This window comes from Pseudonocardia sp. T1-2H, assembly GCF_038039215.1.
Lineage (GTDB): Bacteria > Actinomycetota > Actinomycetes > Mycobacteriales > Pseudonocardiaceae > Pseudonocardia.
On the sequence record NZ_JBBPCL010000001.1, the window covers coordinates 2,703,343 to 2,718,089 of the forward strand.

The 14,747-nt window shown below is 73.4% G+C and carries 14 protein-coding genes and 2 pseudogenes; 5 read left to right on the forward strand and 11 right to left on the reverse strand.

Annotated features, from left to right (window positions below):
• Positions 1-87 precede the first annotated feature (87 nt).
• On the forward strand, positions 88-573 hold the full coding sequence (locus tag WBK50_RS13505; RefSeq protein WP_341335948.1) for a MarR family winged helix-turn-helix transcriptional regulator: 486 nt from the start codon (positions 88-90) through the stop codon (positions 571-573).
• 245 nt (positions 574-818) lie between these two features.
• Positions 819-1,586, forward strand: coding sequence for a hypothetical protein (locus tag WBK50_RS13510; RefSeq protein WP_341335949.1), 768 nt, complete (start codon positions 819-821; stop codon positions 1,584-1,586).
• Positions 1,587-1,594: 8 nt separating this feature from the next.
• Here the strand turns inward: WBK50_RS13510 and WBK50_RS13515 are convergent, their stop codons facing one another.
• The 4 genes from WBK50_RS13515 to WBK50_RS13530 form a co-directional block, all read right to left on the reverse strand.
• Positions 1,595-2,320, reverse strand: coding sequence for a 2OG-Fe(II) oxygenase (locus WBK50_RS13515; protein ID WP_341335950.1), 726 nt, complete (start codon positions 2,318-2,320; stop codon positions 1,595-1,597).
• Between the two features lie 26 nt (positions 2,321-2,346).
• Positions 2,347-2,862 (reverse strand): methylated-DNA--[protein]-cysteine S-methyltransferase, encoded by a 516-nt coding sequence (locus WBK50_RS13520; RefSeq protein ID WP_341335951.1) that lies wholly within the window; start codon positions 2,860-2,862, stop codon positions 2,347-2,349.
• 82 nt (positions 2,863-2,944) lie between these two features.
• Complete coding sequence (locus tag WBK50_RS13525) at positions 2,945-3,718, reverse strand: methylated-DNA--[protein]-cysteine S-methyltransferase (protein WP_341335952.1); 774 nt, start codon at positions 3,716-3,718, stop codon at positions 2,945-2,947.
• Positions 3,715-4,380: an RNA polymerase sigma factor gene (locus tag WBK50_RS13530; RefSeq protein WP_341335953.1), complete on the reverse strand. Its 666-nt coding sequence runs from the start codon at positions 4,378-4,380 to the stop codon at positions 3,715-3,717. Before WBK50_RS13530 ends, WBK50_RS13525 begins: the two co-directional genes overlap by 4 nt.
• A 145-nt stretch (positions 4,381-4,525) precedes the next feature.
• On the opposite strand from WBK50_RS13530, the gene WBK50_RS13535 reads away from it, so the two are divergent.
• Complete coding sequence (locus WBK50_RS13535) at positions 4,526-5,284, forward strand: enoyl-CoA hydratase/isomerase family protein (protein WP_341335954.1); 759 nt, start codon at positions 4,526-4,528, stop codon at positions 5,282-5,284.
• Positions 5,285-5,898: 614 nt separating this feature from the next.
• On the opposite strand, the gene WBK50_RS13540 is transcribed toward WBK50_RS13535, so the two are convergent.
• The 3 genes and pseudogenes from WBK50_RS13540 to WBK50_RS13550 form a co-directional block, all read right to left on the reverse strand.
• Positions 5,899-6,924: an NAD(P)-dependent alcohol dehydrogenase gene (locus WBK50_RS13540; RefSeq protein ID WP_341335955.1), complete on the reverse strand. Its 1,026-nt coding sequence runs from the start codon at positions 6,922-6,924 to the stop codon at positions 5,899-5,901.
• Positions 6,925-7,485: 561 nt separating this feature from the next.
• Positions 7,486-7,656 (reverse strand): annotated as a pseudogene (locus WBK50_RS35110) (iron-sulfur cluster assembly protein); the annotation flags it as partial.
• Between the two features lie 2 nt (positions 7,657-7,658).
• Positions 7,659-8,673 (reverse strand): annotated as a pseudogene (locus WBK50_RS13550) (amidohydrolase family protein).
• 183 nt (positions 8,674-8,856) lie between these two features.
• Here WBK50_RS13550 and WBK50_RS13555 point away from each other — a divergent pair.
• Positions 8,857-10,353 (forward strand): GAF domain-containing protein, encoded by a 1,497-nt coding sequence (locus tag WBK50_RS13555; protein WP_341335956.1) that lies wholly within the window; start codon positions 8,857-8,859, stop codon positions 10,351-10,353.
• 12 nt (positions 10,354-10,365) lie between these two features.
• Here WBK50_RS13555 and WBK50_RS13560 read toward each other — a convergent pair whose 3' ends face one another.
• Entirely contained in the window at positions 10,366-11,112 is a 747-nt protein-coding gene (locus WBK50_RS13560; protein WP_341335957.1) for a class I SAM-dependent methyltransferase, read from the reverse strand.
• A gap of 123 nt (positions 11,113-11,235) precedes the next feature.
• The gene (locus WBK50_RS13565) at positions 11,236-12,939 is read right to left on the reverse strand and encodes a hypothetical protein (protein WP_341335958.1); all 1,704 of its coding nucleotides are present in this window, start codon (positions 12,937-12,939) and stop codon (positions 11,236-11,238) included.
• A 126-nt stretch (positions 12,940-13,065) separates the two neighbouring features.
• Between WBK50_RS13565 and WBK50_RS13570 the strand changes: the two genes are divergently transcribed.
• On the forward strand, positions 13,066-13,371 hold the full coding sequence (locus WBK50_RS13570) for a hypothetical protein (protein WP_341335959.1): 306 nt from the start codon (positions 13,066-13,068) through the stop codon (positions 13,369-13,371).
• A gap of 334 nt (positions 13,372-13,705) precedes the next feature.
• Here WBK50_RS13570 and WBK50_RS13575 read toward each other — a convergent pair whose 3' ends face one another.
• The gene (locus tag WBK50_RS13575) at positions 13,706-14,113 is read right to left on the reverse strand and encodes a PaaI family thioesterase (protein ID WP_341335960.1); all 408 of its coding nucleotides are present in this window, start codon (positions 14,111-14,113) and stop codon (positions 13,706-13,708) included.
• Positions 14,110-14,667, reverse strand: coding sequence for a TetR/AcrR family transcriptional regulator (locus WBK50_RS13580; protein WP_341335961.1), 558 nt, complete (start codon positions 14,665-14,667; stop codon positions 14,110-14,112). Before WBK50_RS13580 ends, WBK50_RS13575 begins: the two co-directional genes overlap by 4 nt.
• Positions 14,668-14,747: the final 80 nt, after the last annotated feature.

Consider the following 14,747-nt stretch of genomic DNA (forward strand, 5'->3'; position numbering starts at 1 on the left):
GGGCGTGGGGGTGCTGGCCGCGGCGCCGCCGCCTGTGCCAGGCTTCCTGCGACCGGGACGGCAGGGCATCGAACCGAAGGGGCACCGATGACGGCGAGCGCCGAGCGGCGGGACGCCACCGGTGGTCCCACCGCGGACGGGGCCGGCCGGCCGTCGCTGCTCTACGCGGTCAAGCAGGTCGAGCTCGCGGTCCGCGCCCACCTCGACGAGCTGCTGCGCCCCACCGGGGTGACGACGCTGCAGTACACGGCGATGACCGTGCTGGCCCGGCGCGAAGGCCTCACCTCGGCCGAGCTGGCCCGCAACTCGTTCGTCACCGCCCAGACCATGACCGACCTGGTCACGAGCCTGGAACGCCGCGAGCTGATCTCGCGGGCCCCGGACCCGGCCCACCGGCGGCGGCTGTTGATCAGCCTGACCGGCGCGGGCCGCGCGTTCCTGGCCGAGCACGCCGCGCGCGTCGCCGACATCGAGGCCCGGATGGTCAGCCGGCTCACCGACGACGAGCAGGCCTCGCTGCACGACGTGCTCAACCGCTGCCGCGCCGCCCTGGCGACCCACCCGGCGCAGTAGCCGCCCCGCCCGCCCGGCCCCGTACGGGAGACGTGGGGCGGTGCTGGTCATCGCAGCTCCTCGGCGAGGGGGAGGGTACGGCGCCGGACCGGGCGTTCGGCGCGGGAGTATCAGTATTCCTGACATCGGTGGACCAGGTTGCCGCGACCCGAGGGTGGTGTCAAGGGATGGCGTCGCGTGCCCGATGTCGGCAGGATCGGCGGATCGGTGCGTGACACCGCAGCATCGGATGCGGGGGTCCCGTCGTGGGCTGGTTCCAGCAGACCTTCGTCGGCTCCGAGCGGTCGGCCGCCTTCTGCGCGCTGATCGGCTTCGTCGCGGCGTTCGTGGTGGTCCGGGGGATCACCCGTCGGATCCGCGCGAAGGCGTCCGCACCGTCCGCCGAGGGCGGTGGCCTCGGCGACATCCACATCGGTGGCGTGCACGTCCACCACCAGGTGTGGGGGATCCTGCTCGTGCTGCTGTGCGGGCTGCTGGAGTTCCGCTACCAGCCGGGACCGCCGTGGGTGCAGGTCCTGGCGACGCTGTTCGGCATCGGCGCCGCCTTGACCCTCGACGAGTTCGCGCTGTGGTTCCACCTCGACGACGTCTACTGGGGCGAGCAGGGCCGGCAGTCGGTGGACGCGATCCTCATCGGCGGCGCGATAGGCGCGGTTCTGCTGGTGCAGGCCTCGCCGGTCGGGACGGAGGAGGGCCCGGGCCCTCTCGCCGTGTGGGCGTACGTCGCCACGATCTGCGTGAACCTGGCCATGGCCGGGATGTGCTTCCTCAAGGGCAAGATCGCGACGGGGATGCTCGGGATCGCCATGCCCCTCGTGGCCACCGTCGGCGCGATCCGGCTCGCGAAGCCCGCCTCGGTATGGGCGCGCCGGCGGTACTCCGGGAGGAGGCTGGCCCGGGCGGAGCGGCGGTTCGGCGCGGCCTACGTCGAGCGCCACGACCGCCTGCTCGACCTGATCGGCGGCGCTCCCGACGCGGAGAGGCCGTCGCGGAAGGACGGCTCGGCGCCGTAGGGAACCCGTCAGCGCGCGTTGTGGAAGATGATCCCCAGCACGTGCCGCTCCCCGGAGTGCACCGCGCTCACGCCGTGCCTCATCTGTACCCGGTGGTAGCCGCGGGTGCCGAGCTTCGGGCGGTGCCGCACCGGGAAGATGAGCGCCTCGCCCTGGCCCGGCCGCGCGACCATCGGCCGGGACTGCTGGCGGGGCCGCTGCTCGACGAACACGCTCTCGCCGCCGGTGAAGTCCTCGTCCGGCCGGCTCAGCATGATCAGGAACTGCAGCGGGAACGTCAGGTCGCCGTAGACGTCCTGGTGCAGGCAGTTGTAGCCGCCGGGGCCGTAGCGCAGGACCAGCGGGGTCGGGCGGTGCTGGCCGAGCCCGGCGCACTCGTCGAGGAGCGCGTCGAGGTTCGTGGGGAAGCGGCGTTCGCCGAGCCGCTCCGCCCACCGGTTCGCGATGGCGGCGAGCGGCGGGTAGAGGGCCTCGCGCAGCTGCTGGACGAGCTCGGGCAGCGGGTTCGCGAAGTAGCGGTAGCTGCCCTCCCCGAAGGAGTGCCGCGCCATGGTGACCGTGCTGCGGAAGCGGGCGTCGTCGTCGAACATGCGGGCGACGCCGCGGCACTGGTCGGGGCCGAGCAGCGGCCCGGCGGAGGCGAAGCCCTCCGCGTCGAGCCGCTGCTCGATCGCCGGCCAGTCGAGGCTCCGGGCGGTGTCGGCCGGGCCCGGCGTGGTGGTGGCGTCGGTCATGCTGGTCCTTCCGATCGCGAGCCGGTTCAGGCCGATCCGAGCATCGCCTGCGGGGACTCGAGCTCGAGCAGGCGCCGCTTGATCTCGAGGCCGCCCGCGTAGCCGGTGAGGTCGCCGTTGCTGCCGACGACGCGGTGGCACGGCACGAGGACCGGGACCGGGTTCCGGGCCATGGCGGACCCGACCCGGCGCGGCCCCACGTCGGACGACCACGACTCCGACCCCGGCCCGCCCCGGCGGGCGAGCTGCGCGGCCAGCCTGCCGTAGGTGGTGGTCTCGCCGTGGCCGACCGCGCCGAGGAGGTCGAGCGCCGCGCGCTGCCCGGCGCCGACCCCGCGGAGGTCGACCGGGACGGTGAACGCCGTACGGGTGCCCGCGAAGTACTCGTCGAGCTCCCGGGAGGCCTGCTCGAGCCACTGCCCGGCCTCGGTGGAACGAGCCGTGTCGGCGGGCGCGGCGCCGAACGCGACGCGGGTGATGCCCTCGTCCGAGGCGGTGAGGGTCAGCGGCCCGATCGGCGTCGAGCGGATGGTCGTGGACATGGGGGTCGCTCCTCTGCTGGGTTCTCCGGTTCGTCCTGCAGAACCCCGTCCGGGTCGTTCCCGTTGCCCCTGCGGTCCACGGTCAGGCCGCGGGCCGGCAGTGCAGGCAGGGCCGATAGCCCGCAGCTTCGGCCGTGGAGACGGTGCGGAAGCCGTGCCGGTGGGCCGGAGTGATCCGCCGGGCGTCGCGGCAGGTCGGGAAGCAGAAGACCCCGGTGGTGTCGCTGGCCAGGTAGCGCACGCCGCCGCGGGCGAGCGCCCGGACCCCGTCGAGGTCGACGTCCTCGTCGCGCAGCAGCTGCTCCTTGGACGGAGCCCCGAACATGTAGTCGCCCACGGCGCCGTCGGCGCGGACGACGCGGTGGCACGGCACGAGCAGCGGTACCGGGTTGCGGGCGAGCACCGATCCGACGGCCCGGACGGCGCGCGGGCTGCCGGCCTCGCGGGCCACCCAGCCGTAGGGGCGGGTCTGCCCGGCCGGGATCCGCCGGGTCGCGGCCAGCACGGCCCGTTCGAACTCCGAGAGGCCGGCGAGGTCGAGCGTCAGGGCGCGGGCCTGGCGTCCCCGCAGCGCGGGCAGGACCCCGGCGGGGAGCCTCGCCGCGGGTTGCAGGGGGCGGGCGAACCGCCGGTGGTAGGCGTCCGCGAACCCGTCGGCGTCACCTTCCCCGGCGGGGCGCAGGAACTGCACGCCCCGGTCGGTGAAGGCGACGAAGACGTCGCCGAGGCGGCTCGGCGCGCTCGCCCAGCGGGTGAACACCCTGTCCGCCAGGCCGGGCGGCGCCGGCGCGGCGAGGGTGCCGAGCGCGCTGACGAGCTGCTGATCGGTGCCGAAAGGTCGGCCGTTGTTGGTCATCGACTTGTCCTCCCCGACCGGAGCACCCGCTGTGCCGTTCCGCCGACGACCGTCACCGTGGCGGTGGTCGTGGTGTCGGTGAGCAGTGTCCGTAGTCGTTGCAGTCCTCGTGAGATGTGGGATTTGGCGGTGCCGTCCTTGCAGCCGAGGATCGCGGCGATCTCGCCGATCGGCAGGTCCACGACGTGCCGGAGCACGATCGCGGTCCGCTGCGCCTCGGGCAGTTCGGCCAGGACGACGCCGAGGCGGCGTTGCGTGTCCGCGCGCTCGGCGCGTTCCGCGGGGCCCGCGGCGGGTTCGGGCCCGGTCTGCTCGGTGGACGGTTCGAACGCCGGCGGGGGGCCGGGCCGTCGGGCGGCGTCCCTGGCCGCGTTGCGGGCGGTGTTGCGCAGGATCGTGAGCAGCCAAGGCCGGATCGACAGCGTGCCGATCCGCGCGGCGTCGAAGCCGCGCAGGGCCCGGTACGCCTTGAGCAGGGCCTCCGCGGCCAGGTCCTCGGCGTCGGCCGGGCGGGCGAGGTTGCGGGCGACGGAGTGGACGACGTCGCCGTGCACCCGCGTGAGCTCGGCGAATCCGGAGTCGAGGTCACGAGCCAGGGCACAGCGCAACCACTGCTCCTCGACGGCGGCCTCGGCCGTCCCGTCGTGCCCGTCGTCGACCATGTCCTGCAGAACCCCGCTTCGGCTTTTGCGGTTGCAGTTTCGAGCCTTTCACCGGGCGATGTATCGATCGCCCGCAGCGGTGCCCCTCGGGCTACCGGTCGAGTGTGTCGGGTTCGACCGTCCCCGAACGGGTACCGAGTGCTGTGTGATCGCGCGCGAGGACCAGGACGCGGTGGCCGTCATCCGGCTGGCCCGCGAGCCCGTCAATGCCATGGACGTCGAGCTGCTCGAGGAGCTGTTCCGCACGTTCCGGGACCTGCCGGGAGGGACGGCCCGTGCGGTCGTCCTGACCGGCTCCGGCAGCGCGTTCTCGGCCGGGATCGACCTGGGGGAGTTCCTGGGCGGGGGACAGCACTACGTGCACAACTTCCTGCCGCTGCTCAACCGGGTGCTCGAGGCGGTGTTCACGTGCCCGCTGCCGGTGGTCGCGGCCGTGAACGGGGACGCCGTCACCGGCGGTTGCGTGCTGGCCTGCTGCGCGGACCGGCGGTTGATGGCCGACGGCGACGGGCGCATCGGGATGCGCGCCCTCCGGACCGGGCTGGTGGTGCCGCGGGTCGCGCTGGAGGTGCTGCGCTTCGCGGTGGGCGGCGTGCTGACCACGAAGCTGGTGCTCGGCGGCGAGACCCACCGGCCGAAGGTCGCGAAGAACCTCGGGCTGGTCGACGAGGTGGTCGCCGCCGACGAGCTGCGCTCGCGGGCGCTCGCCGCAGCCGTCCGGATGGCCGACGAGGCGCCGCGGGACACGTTCAATGTCACCAAGGGGCAGCTGCACCGGGACGCCGTCGAACGCATCGACCGGTACCGCCGCGACGAGGACCTGCTCGCGCAACGGCTGTGGGTCGAGCACCAGGCCGACGGGTGGGTCGCCCGCTACGTGGAGTCCGCCACGGACACGGGCTGAGCGCGGCTCACGCCCGATCTGATCCGATCACGCCGGCGGGCGGTCGGGGGCGTACTGCCCCGCGATCCACCGGCAGATCGCCTCCACGATCCGGTGCAGCCCGCACCGGGATCTCCAAGCCGATGCTCTCGAAGATCGAGAACGCCCAGACCAGCTGCAGCCTGACGACCCTCGCCCTGTTGGCCGATGCCCTGGACGTGCCGGTCACGGCGTTGTTCCGCGGCGCGGACACCGAGCGCGAGGCCGTCTTCACCCCGGCGGGGTCCGGGGCGCGGATCGTGCAACGCGGTAGCCGCGTCGGCCACCACTACACCCTCCTGGGCGCCCTGCGCGGGCCGCACAAGCGGATGGAGGCGCACCTCGTCACGCTCACCGAGCGCAGCGAGGTGTTCCCCCTCTTCCAGCATCCCGGCACCGAGCTGCTCTACATGCTCGAGGGCGAGATGGTCTACGGCCACGGCGACGCGCGCTACACGATGCGTCCCGGGGACGCCCTGCAGCTCGACGGAGAGGGCATGCACGGCCCGCAGGAGCTGGTCGCGCTGCCATCCGCTTCCTCTCCGTCGTCGCCTACGGGGACCTCGAACCCGGGTCCTGAGGCCCGGCGCCGGGGATCAGGGCGTGAGGATCGCCCGTCCCCGGATCCGTCCCGCTTCCAGGTCGTCGAGCGCGTCCTGGAAGCGGTCCAGCGGGTACTTCGTCGTGTGCAGCTTCACCAGCCCGCGGGCGGCGAGGACCATCAGCTCGCACAGGTCGTTGTAGCTGCCGACCAGGTTGCCGATCAGGTTGATCTCGGTGGAGATGACGTCGATCGTCGGGATGTCGATGTTCTCGCCGTACCCGACGACGTGGTAGTCGCCCGCCCGGCGCAGCATCCGCACGCCGTCGCGGGTGCTGCCGCCCTCGCCGACGAAGTCGACGACGACCTCGGCGCCGTTCCCGTCGGTGAGCTCGAGGACCTCCTCGACGTGCCCACCCTCGGCGACGATCCCGTGGTCCGCCCCGATGGACAGGGCGAGCTTCACGGCGTCCGCGTTGCGGTCCACGACGACGATCTCGGCCGCCGTCATGGCCTTGAGCGCCTGGATCCCGATGTGCCCCAGGCCGCCGGCGCCGATCACCACACAGCGGTCGCCCGGGCGCAGGGTGCGGGCCGCCTTGGCCGTGGCGTGGTAGGCGGTGAGGCCGGCGTCGGCCAGTGCGGCGACGTCCGCCGGCTCCAGCGAGTCGTCGAGCTTCACGACGCTGCGCGCGGACGTCCGCAGGTACTCGGCATAGCCGCCGGCGGTGTCGATGCCGGGGAACCGGCTCTGCGTGCAGTGCACGTCGTCGCCGGAGCGGCAGGCGCGGCACAGCCCGCACGTCATCAGCGGGTGCACGATCACCTTGTCGCCCTCGGCGACGTTGGTGACCGCGCTACCGGTGGCGTGCACCCAGCCCGCGTTCTCGTGGCCGATCGTGTACGGCAGGGTCACGCCGGACTTCTCGGCCCACTGGCCCTCGAGGATGTGGATGTCCGTGCGGCACACGCCCGCGCCGCCGATCTTCACGATCACGTCGTACGGCTCGACGACGGCGGGCGCGGCGACGTCGGTCATCTCGAGGTTCCGGCCGTAGCCGACGACCTGGACTGCCCTCATGCGGAGATCTCCTTCAGGTTCTCGGCGCCCTCGGCCCGCGGGGCCTGGTCGTCGGCCGAGTCGGGGTAGCGGGTGCGCAGCAGGCCGCGGCAGAAGTGCGCGTTGCCGTCGATCGAGATGCGGGTGGAACGGGCGAGGCGTAGCCGCAGCGGGACCTCCTCGCGCGGGTACGGGCGGCCTCGGTCGTCGACCATCACCGGCTCGTCCGGGCCGGTGCCCAGGCCGAGCGCCTCCCGCCGGCGCAGCAGGGCGTGGGTGGTCCGCTCGTCCGGCAGGTCGCCGAGGGTGACGGCGTGCAGGTCCGCCTCCTCGAGCTTCCCGATCCCGGCGGAGCAGCTGCGTCAGCGCCCGCTCCATCGCGGCGGTGTGGGCCTTGCGGCGGAAGGTGAGGCGCAGCTCGTCGAGGCTGCTCTCCGCCTCCTCGCCGAAGGTGCCCCGGTAGCCGGCGTCGGCCGCCAGCCCGGCGTTGATCAGATCCGAGTCGTGGTGGTCGTCGAGCAGCACCTCCACCTCGCGGACCTCTGGCAACGCCGTCAGGGCGTCCTTCGCGTCGGATGCCATGAGGTAGGCGAAGTTCGGCGAGCAGAACGAGGTGGGCAGCCGCAGGTGCACGCTCACGCGCCCGTCCGGGGACGCGTCGAGGGAGCGGACGAAGCCGAGATCGGTGATCGGCTCGTCGAGCTCGGGATCGTAGACCGTGTGCAGGGCGGCGTAGGCGTCATCCCGGATCACGGTCAGGCCACCGCCACGGCCTGGGGCTCCTCGCGGGGCAGCTGCAGCTCCGCGGGCACCGGGATGTCGTACATGGCCGCGGCGTTGAGGCCCAGGATCTTCTTCTTCTGCTCCAGCGTGAGCGGCGCGTACTCGGAGAAGCTCCTCGGGGATCTGGAAGTCCACGAAGCGCTCGACGAGCCAGCGCGGCGTCCAGATCGCGTAGTCGCTGGAGAACTGGATCCGGTCCTCGCCCAGCCAGTACAGGAGCTCGCCGATGATCTGCCCGAAGTACTTGGGCCGGGTGTGGATGAACGGCATGGCGACGGCCAGGCCCGCGTGCACGTTGGGCTCCTGGGTGGCGATCCAGCAGAAGTCCTCGAGCCGGGGGAGCCCGCAGTGCTCGACGACGAAGTTCAGCTCGGTGAAGTCCGTGGCCACCTTGTCCACGTCCGCGACGTCGAACGCGTCCCGGTCCAGGGGGCGGATCGTCGGCCCCTTGTGGATGTGGATGTTCTTGACGCCCAGCTCCTGGGCGGCCTCGAGGTACCGGTAGGACCACGGGTCGTCGAGCTTCCAGCCGCGCGAGCTGCCGTGCCACTCGGCGGTGTAGAGCTTGGCGCCCTTCAGGCCGAAGCGCTTCGCGTCCTCCCGCAGCTGCTTCAGGCCCGCCTCCTCGAAGCGCGGGTCCCAGCAGTGGTTGTAGGTCAGCCTGTCCGGGTGCGCACTCGCCAGGGCGAACGCCTCCTCGACCTGCCCGAAGCCGTTGTTGTAGAAGGCGGGCAGCGCGGCCGGCTGGAAGATCGCGTGGTCCACGTGGCCGTCGACGAAGAGGTCCTTCATCAGGCGGTCCCCGCCCTGGTAGAGGAACTCGTCGTAGGACCAGGACTCGGACTCCGGGCCGAGGTTGCGGTGGTAGTCGTAGAAGCAGTCGATGAACTGCTTGCCGTGGATGTTGCGCTGGTTCTCCGGTCGCGCATCCCACAGGGCGACGTGGGCGTCGACGATGAAGTAGTTCTCGCCGTCCTTGGTGTACATGGGTGCTCCTGGTCTCCGCGACAGCAATGGCACGTTCGACCCGGGACGCTAGGGAGCCGGGCGTGCGCGGCGGGTCCGCGCGCGTCTCAATGTGAGACCTTCGTCGCGGCCGCCCGGGCCGCGCCCGTGTCACAGTCGAGGTGCGGAGCAAGGCGCAGTGGGGCGTCCTGGGGAGGTACGTGCATGAGCAGGCAGCGGCAGCTCTCGGAGCGGGAGCAGTTGGCCGGGGCGGCGGGCGTCTCGGTGACGGTGACCCCACGGCTGTCCGCGTCCTGGCAGCGCAGCGAGGCCTACGGGGTCTCGCTGGATGCGGTGGAGCCGGTCTTCGCCGGCAACGTCGACGACGGCTCGCTGTTCTACGAGTGCGGCCAGGAGGTGCTCCGCGGCCTGCACGAGACGCTCGCCAACGAGCCCGTCAGCCTCATGCTCACGGACAGCCGCGGGCTCGTGCTGAGCCGGCTCTGCGGGGAGTCGTCGCTGGTCCGGGCCCTGGACCGGGTGCACCTCGCGCCGGGTTTCGCGTTCTCGGAGCGGGAGGCGGGCACCAACGGCCTCGGCCTCGCCCTGGCCGACCGCGCGCCGTCGCTCGTCCGGGCGGACGAGCACTACTGCACCGGGCTGTGGGGGTACACCTGCGCGGCCGTCCCGGTACTGGATCCGGTGGGCGGGCACCTCGTCGGCAGCGTCAACCTGACGACCTGGTCGAAGGAGCACGATGCCCTGCTGCTCGCGCTGGCCCAGATGGCGGCCGGGAACACGGCGGCGCTGATGCTCGCCCGGGCGCGGGGGAGCGTCCCGCGGCCTGTTCCGCGCGGTGAGGTCTTCCGCGTCGTGAACGCCCGCACGGACGACGGCGGCCCGGCCGAACCCGTCCTCTCGGAGGGTTGGACCACCGCGCTCGCCGAGGTCGAGGCCGCGCTCGCCGAGGACCTCGTCGTCGGGGTCGTCGGGGAGCCCGGGACCGGCAAGACCGCGCTGCTCGCCGCCGCGCACCGCCGGGTCCGGCCGCAGTACCGGGTGCTCACCGCCCGGCCGCCGGAGCCCCGCGACGCGGACTCCTGGCTCTCGCTCTGGACGCCGGAGCTGGGCAAGGACAACACCAGCGTGATCGTCGGACGCGTGGACTCGCTGCCGTCCTGGGCGGCCACCGAGTTGGGGCGGATGTTCGTCGAGGTCGGGTCGCACGCCCCGGAGGGGGCTCCGCGGCGCCCGTTCGCCGTGACGGCCGAGGACTTCCCGGGGATCCCCGCGCCCCTGTCCGCGCTGGTGGACACCCTGGTCGAGCTGCCCGCGCTGCGGCACCGGCCGGACGACGTCCTCGCGCTCGCCCACTTCTTCGGGCACCAGGTCCGCGGCCGCGGGATCCGGTTCACCCCGGCCGCGTCCCGCGCCCTGACCACCTACCACTGGCCGGGCAACGTCCGCCAGCTCAAGGAGGTCGTGCGCGAGGCGGCCGCCCGCGCCGACGTCATCGACGCCCGGCACCTCGCCGCGGACGTCTTCAGTGGCGCCGCCCGCCGGCTGAGCCGGATCGAGACCCTCGAGCGGGACGAGATCGTGCGCTGCCTGACCGAGCCCGGCGTCACGGTCACCCAGGCCGCGGCGGCGCTGGGCATGAGCCGGGCGACGATCTACCGCAAGATCTCCCAGTACGGGATCACGGTGCGCGGGCGGGGTTGACCCGCAGAGCGCTCAGTACCGCGGGTTCCGGAGCCGGTACACCGTCACGAGGACGGGATCCGGGGTGTCCTCGTCGTCGGCGTCCGAGACCGGGTTGAACGTCGGCACCGTGACCATTGTGGACACCCAACCCCAGCGCGCGCGGGCGCCGTCGAGGAACTCGGGGGCGAGCGGGCGGCCCGGGTCCGCGAGCCAGACCTCGCCGCCGCGGCCGACGAGCCGGGGTAGGAGGTCCAGCAGCTCGACGACGTTGCGGTGCCCGTAGAGCACGTCCGCCGCGAGCACGAGGTCCCACGGCCCGCGGGTGACCAGCGGCGCGGGCTCGGACCAGGAGCAGACCGCCGTTTCGATCGCGACGCCCGAGCGCCGGGCGTTCTCGGCGGCGAAGGCGACGCCGTCGGGGGACCGGTCCGTCGCGAGGACGTTCGCCCCCGAGATCGCCGCGGCGATCGCGGGCAGGCCCAGGCCGCAGCCGAGCTCGAGGACCTTCGCCCCCGTCAGGTCGGCCCCGCTCCGGTTCCGTGCGGCGGCGACCGCACGCGCCAGCTCGACGCCGCTGGGCCACAGCTCGGCCCAGTACGGCGGGTACTCCTCGGTGGCGTCGAAGTTCGTCTCGTAGAGCACCGCCATCGCGGCCCGCGGGTGCGTGTAGTGGATCAGCCCGCCGTTGGGCAGGGTGATCGACCCGTGGGCGAGATCGCTCAGCGGATCATGCCGGTCCCGGGTCCGGGTCACCCGGCCGGTCGTCGGTTCTGCCATGCGGGCCCGCTCTCCGGATGCGTCGGACATCCTGGCCCAGCGTGTCACGCCTCGGGCGGCCGCGACGCAGGACGGACCTGGTACGTCCAAAAGACGCCCGTACGTGGTGCGGTCAGGCCGGTTTCACCCCGTTCCGGCGGGCTCGGGCGCGTCGGAACGGTCGGGTGGCTGTCCGTCGCGTGCCGGATCGCCCGCGAGCATCGCGCGCAGGCGTGCCGCCGCCTCGCCGTACTCGTCCTCCACCCAGTAGTCGGAGTGCTTGCGGCCGCAGGGGTCGTCGAGCGGGACCGCCTGCTCGACGCCGTCGATCTCCCCTCCGATCGGGTCCGTCGCGCGGTGCAGGTTGAGCCAACGCTGTCCGTTCGGGCCGCTCAGCCGATGTCGGATCGTGTCCGTCGCGACCGGATGGACCTGCGCGGGGAAGAACTCGGCGTAGAGGTGCTGCCACGGCGACCCGTACGTGAGCAGGGCCAGCCCCTCCCGCGGTTGCTCGTGCAGGAGGACCGCCGCGGCGGCGATGATCGAACCCTGGCTGTGGGGCGCGAGCAGCAGCGTGGCGCCGGGGCCCTCGAGCTCCGTCGTGATCCGCCGATCCAGCTCCGGGACGGCCCGGTCGGAGTAGGTCGGCGGGGCGAGCGGGTGGAACCAGCGCGGCCAGAACGTCCCGACGTCCCAGAGGACACCGACCCCGCGCCGGGCGCCGACGTCGGTGAGCCCGGCGTAGATGCGGGCCAGGACCGCCGCCGTGGGCAGCACGACGGCGACGTCGAGGCAGAACTCGGCGAACGTCGACGGGGGCAGCACGATGCCGAGCAGGGTGAAGCCGCGCCCGGACAGCACCGCGGCGACGCCCCCCGCCGCCACGATCGCCGCGGCCAGTACGACCAGCACCAGGTTCCGGACGCGGTTCGCCGCCAGCACGCAGGCCACAGCGAGGGGCGGTCCGAGCAGGAGCACCAGGACGGTCAGGGCGAACCACGACGGCAGGGTGTCCACCGGCGGCATCCCGCCCCGGACGAGGAAGCCGATGCCGCCGGCCACGCCGAGTACCACCCCGGTCACCCCGATCACGGCGGTCAGCCACGAGCCGTCGCCGGTGAGCCGGTGGACGCCCACCGCGCGGCCGCCGTCCCGGGAGAGCCACCACCAGCGGACCGCGGCGAAGGGGACGAGCACGGCGAGGTCGGTCGTCACCCCGACGGCGAGCCAGCCCACGTACTGGTCGACGGCGGGCGTGAACGAGCCCAGCCCCCCGACCAGCCCGGCGGCCCGGCTGATCAGGCCGGCGCCGAACGCCGCGCCGGCGCTGGCGGCGATCAGGAGCATCGCCGCGGGGTTCACGGCCCGGCGGCCGCTGCGCAACGGCCGGGACAGGACGTACAGGACGAGGACGCCCACGACGACCGCCGCCGTGACCCAGACCGCGGTGCCGCGCAGGGCGGGCAGGGAGCCCCAGCTGCGAACGATGTCGGGGGACCAGCCGAGGGGCAGCAGGGCGGCGAGGACGACCGCGGCGGCGGCGAGGGGCCATGTCGCCCAGCGCACGAGGAAGAAGGGCAGGCGAAGGCCGGGGTCGCCCGTGTCCGTCGCCGGCCGGACCCGTACCCCCGGGCCGCGACGCAGGCCGATCCAGGCGAGCAGGCCGAGGACCGACGCCCAGGCGAGGAGGCCGAGCACGAGCGTCCACGACCGCAGGTCCGAGGGCGCGGCGCGGCCGACGGGGAGGGCGGCCAGCAGCGCGATCGTGGCGAGCCCGGCCGTGAGGTGCAGCCTGCGGAGCGCCACGTTGATCGCGCCGCTGTTCCACAGCAGCCACTGCTCGCGCACCAGGAAACCGGCTCCGACGGGGTCGCGCGGGGCCCGCCACTGCGCCCGACGCTCCCGGGACGAGTCGACGAGGCTCCGGGGAAGGGCCGCTGCTGCCGCCCCGTCGCGGTGGCGGGACGGGGACGGATGCGGGTCAGGACGATCAGCAGCAGGAACACGCCGGCCGTGGCCGCCGTGCCGATCCCGGCGATACCCACCGGCCAGCCGAGCCTCCGGTGGAGCCACTGCCAGACGACGAGATCGGCCAGCACGATCTGCACCGAGACGACGAAGACGAGCGTCACGAGCAGCCCGACGAGCCGGACGACGAGCGTCGCCCACCGCAGCCGCAGGTCCCGGTACGGCGCCGGCCCGCCCGGGGCGTCGGGCCGGCCGGCCGGCAGCATCCAGCCCGCCAGGTTGGCGATCATGAACGGCAGCAGGAGCAGGTAGAACGCCTGGTACCAGCGGCCCGACGTGAGCGAGCTCCAGGACCACGCCTGCAATCGCGGATCGATCCTCGGCGGGTCCCAGAGCGTGATCTCGTCCGGGCCGGGTCGCCTGACACAGGCCGCCCCGCCCGGGCTCCCGTCGAGGACGGCGCGCAACCCGAGCATGCTCTCGGGCGGGGTACCCGCGACGCCGTGCACCCGCAGTTCGCGGCCGCTCACCGGAGGCGCGCCGTCACCGTCTCCTGGCCGACTCAACCCGGCCTCCTCGCCCTCGTCGCCGTCCGATGATCGTGCACCCCGGGCAGGCCGGAAGGTAGCCGGGCCGGACGGTCGGGTCAGCGGATCTCGATCACGGACTTCGTGATCTGCGAGCGGGCGATCAACCGCTCCCCGATCGTCGCGGTGGCGGTCACGAACCCCAGCCGCTTCGTCCGCCGCTCCACCTCCGCCGTCACCTCGACCTGCTCACCCACCCGGCCCGGGCTCAGGACCTGCGTCGAGATGTGGTGCGTGACCGCATGCTCGGTCGGCCCGAGGTGCGGGAGCAGCGCGAGGAACCCGGTGAGCTCGAGGATCGAGCCCAGCGCGCCGGCGTGCAGCGTCCCGCCGGGGTTGATCGCCAGGCCCTCGACGGGGAACGTGACCCCGGCCGTCGGGTCGTCCGGATCGATCGCCCGGGCCTTCAGCGCGTGCTGCAGGGGGATGTCCAGCGCCGCGGCGGCGCGGTCCGCCAACTCGCTCATGGCAACAGGTCGGTGACCAGGCCGCGGGCCCACGCCGGCTCGCCGGGCGCGGACGTGAAGATGGCGCGGTAGTAGAGCGGGCCCAGCAGCAGGTCCGTCGCCTGCTCGACGTCCGGTGGCGTGCCGCCCCGCGCCTGCTCGCGTTCGATCATCGCGGCCAGCTGGTTGCGCCGGTCCGTGCTGCAGGCGCAGGCGCCCTCGGCGCCGCCGCTGCCGATCGAGGCCCGGATGAGCGCGAGCACGTCCGGATCCTGCAGGTCCGTCGCGACGTCCCCGGCCCACTGCTCGAGGTCCCCGCGCAGGCTGCCGGTGTCCGGCACCACGATGTCGCCGCTGAACCGGCTCGCGGCGACGGCGGCGAGCAGATCGCCGATCGAGCCCCAGCGCCGGTAGACGGTGGTGGCGTGGACGCCGGCGCGCGCCGCGACGATCGGGATGGTCAGCGCTTCGGACGTGTCCTCGGCCAGCAGTTCCTCGACGGCCCGGTGCACGGCGGCGCGGACGCGTGCGGACCGGCCGCCGGGGCGGCTCTGGACGGCGGTGCTGGCGGACATGTCCCCATTATTGCACTGATCACTGCGACAACTAAACGCATCGATCTGTGCGTTCGTGCTACGGTCAGCCCATTAACGCA

What these genes read in the sequence shown, in the direction of transcription:
- WBK50_RS13520 (WP_341335951.1), bottom strand. Translation starts at nt 2,862, where the DNA reads ATGTCCACGACCATCCGCTCGACGCCGATCGGGCCGCTGACCCTCACC.
- WBK50_RS13570 (WP_341335959.1), top strand. Translation starts at nt 13,066, where the DNA reads ATGCGGGTCAGGACGATCAGCAGCAGGAACACGCCGGCCGTGGCCGCC.
- WBK50_RS13580 (WP_341335961.1), bottom strand. Translation starts at nt 14,667, where the DNA reads ATGTCCGCCAGCACCGCCGTCCAGAGCCGCCCCGGCGGCCGGTCCGCA.
- WBK50_RS13575 (WP_341335960.1), bottom strand. Translation starts at nt 14,113, where the DNA reads ATGAGCGAGTTGGCGGACCGCGCCGCCGCGGCGCTGGACATCCCCCTG.
- WBK50_RS13560 (WP_341335957.1), bottom strand. Translation starts at nt 11,112, where the DNA reads ATGGCAGAACCGACGACCGGCCGGGTGACCCGGACCCGGGACCGGCAT.
- WBK50_RS13525 (WP_341335952.1), bottom strand. Translation starts at nt 3,718, where the DNA reads ATGACCAACAACGGCCGACCTTTCGGCACCGATCAGCAGCTCGTCAGC.
- WBK50_RS13540 (WP_341335955.1), bottom strand. Translation starts at nt 6,924, where the DNA reads ATGAGGGCAGTCCAGGTCGTCGGCTACGGCCGGAACCTCGAGATGACC.
- WBK50_RS13530 (WP_341335953.1), bottom strand. Translation starts at nt 4,380, where the DNA reads ATGGTCGACGACGGGCACGACGGGACGGCCGAGGCCGCCGTCGAGGAG.
- WBK50_RS13505 (WP_341335948.1), top strand. Translation starts at nt 88, where the DNA reads ATGACGGCGAGCGCCGAGCGGCGGGACGCCACCGGTGGTCCCACCGCG.
- WBK50_RS13555 (WP_341335956.1), top strand. Translation starts at nt 8,857, where the DNA reads ATGAGCAGGCAGCGGCAGCTCTCGGAGCGGGAGCAGTTGGCCGGGGCG.
- WBK50_RS13515 (WP_341335950.1), bottom strand. Translation starts at nt 2,320, where the DNA reads ATGACCGACGCCACCACCACGCCGGGCCCGGCCGACACCGCCCGGAGC.